This is a genomic window from Bradyrhizobium sp. JR4.3 (assembly GCF_040547695.1).
Lineage (GTDB): Bacteria > Pseudomonadota > Alphaproteobacteria > Rhizobiales > Xanthobacteraceae > Bradyrhizobium > Bradyrhizobium canariense.
Window position 1 is genome coordinate 1 of record NZ_JBEPQF010000089.1, and the last position, 2,006, is coordinate 2,006.

Genomic DNA, 2,006 nt, shown 5'->3' on the forward strand with positions numbered 1-2,006 from the left:
CGCGTATTTTGGGGTGCCGCAAATCACTAAAACTATGATTCACTTCGTCTCATGGATGCTGATCGCGCCGCTCTTGCCGAAGAAAACGCCGCGCTGAAAGCGGAGCTGGCGGTAGCGCGGGCAAAGGCGTCGGAGGACGCCGCGCTGATTGTGCAGCAGACCTTGCGGATAGCGAAGCTCGAGCGCCAGGTTTACGGCCAGAAATCGGAGCGCTCGGCGCGGTTGATCGACCAGCTGGCGCTTACCTTCGAAGAATTGGAAGCTAACGCGACGGAAGACGAATTGGCGGCGGAGCAGGCAGTCGCCAAAACGACTACGGTTGACGGATTTACGCGCAAGCGCGCTGAGCGCAACACGTTCCCAGACCACCTTCCGCGCGAGCGGGTGGTGATCGATCCGCCGACGGCGTGCGAATGCTGCGGCGGCAATCGCTTGCGCAAGCTCGGCGAAGATGTGACCCGAACGCTGGAATCGGTGCCGCGTCAGTGGAAGGTAATCGAGACGGTGCGCGAGAAGTTCTCTTGCCGCGACTGCGAGAAGATCAGCCAGGCACCGGCGCCATTCCATGTGATCCCGCGAGGGTGGGCGGGGCCGAGCCTGCTGGCCATGCTGCTCTATGAGAAGTTCGGCCAGCATCAGCCTCTGAACCGGCAAACCGAGCGTTACGCGTTGGAAGGCGTGCCGATCAGTCTGTCGACCGCAGCCGACGCCGTCGGAGCGTGCTGCACGGTATTGGAGCCGCTGTTGCGTCTGTTGGAAGCCCACGTCATGGCATCCGAACGCCTCCACGGCGACGACACCACCGTGCCCGTGCTGGCCTTGGGCAAGTGCGATGTCGCTCGATGCTGGGTCTATGTAAAGGACGACCGCCCCTTCGGCGGCTCAGATCCGCCGGCGGCAATGTTCTATTACTCGCGCGATCGAAGGGGCGAGCATCCGCAGGCGCATCTGGCCAACTATAGCGGTATCCTGCAGGCCGACGCCTTCGGCGGATACACCAAACTCTACGAGCCCCCGCGAAGTCCTGGGCCTATCAGGGAGGCGGCCTGTTGGGTGCATGCCCGGCGCCCGTTCTTCGCCATGGCGGATCTTGAGGAAAACGCGCGACGTAAGGCTGCTGGCAAGAAGGAGATCGCCCTCTCGCCGATTGCGATCGAGATCGTGCGTCGCATCGACGCCCTCTTCGCAATCGAGCGCACGATCAATGGCCAAGGCGCCGACCACCGAGAGGCTGTCCGCCAGGCGCAGAGCGCTCCGTTGGTTGCCGATCTGGAAGCCTATATGCGTGAGCAGTGCGCCAAGCTCTCCCGCGGTCACGATCTGGCCAAGGCCATGAACTACATGTTCAAGCGCTGGGGCTCCTTCACACGCTTCCTCGACGATGGCCGCGTCTGTCTCTCGAACAACGCCGCCGAAAGAGCGCTGCGCGGCATCGCATTGGGCAGAAAGTCTTGGTTATTCTGCGGGTCCGACCGCGGAGGGCGTCGTGCCGCCGCCATGTATAGCCTCATCGTCTCTGCGAAGATGAACGACGTCGATCCTCAGGTCTGGCTTGCCGATGTACTCGCTCGCATCGCCATCCACCCCGCCCACAGGCTCGATGAGCTGCTGCCCTGGAACTGGAAGATTGCGCAACAGCAAGGCCTCGCGGCGCAGGCGGCTTGATGGGGCCCGTCAACAAAGTCAGCCACGTGTTTACCCTCGGCCATGTCGCCGAGATGCTTGGAGAAGACGAGGAATGGCTGTTCGAGGTCGCCGAAGAAATGGACCCCGAGGATGGCCAGCTATGGGTCGTGGGCGTCGGTGAAGATGGGGTGATGGCGTTCACCGATGAGGGGATCGAGAACCTCAAAGAGCTGATCGCAATCCACAAAGAGGACCCTAGCATCATCGAAAAACGCCGCCAAGTGCTCGCTGCGACGATGAAGCCGAAAACCGAGGAGTCCGACGAGCTCTAACGGTTAACTGGAAAGATCAGCGCGCTGCGGCCTACCGCGTAGGGTTAC

General features: G+C 62.0%; 2 protein-coding genes. Both read left to right on the forward strand.

Going from position 1 to position 2,006, the window contains the following annotated elements; translation table 11 throughout:
• The first annotated feature begins 51 nt into the window (after nt 1–51).
• Entirely contained in the window at nt 52–1,665 is a 1,614-nt protein-coding gene (gene tnpC / locus ABIB91_RS41615) for an IS66 family transposase (protein ID WP_219685683.1), read from the forward strand.
• Complete coding sequence (locus ABIB91_RS41620; protein ID WP_007590556.1) at nt 1,665–1,958, forward strand: hypothetical protein; 294 nt, start codon at nt 1,665–1,667, stop codon at nt 1,956–1,958. Before tnpC ends, ABIB91_RS41620 begins: the two co-directional genes overlap by 1 nt.
• Nucleotides 1,959–2,006: the final 48 nt, after the last annotated feature.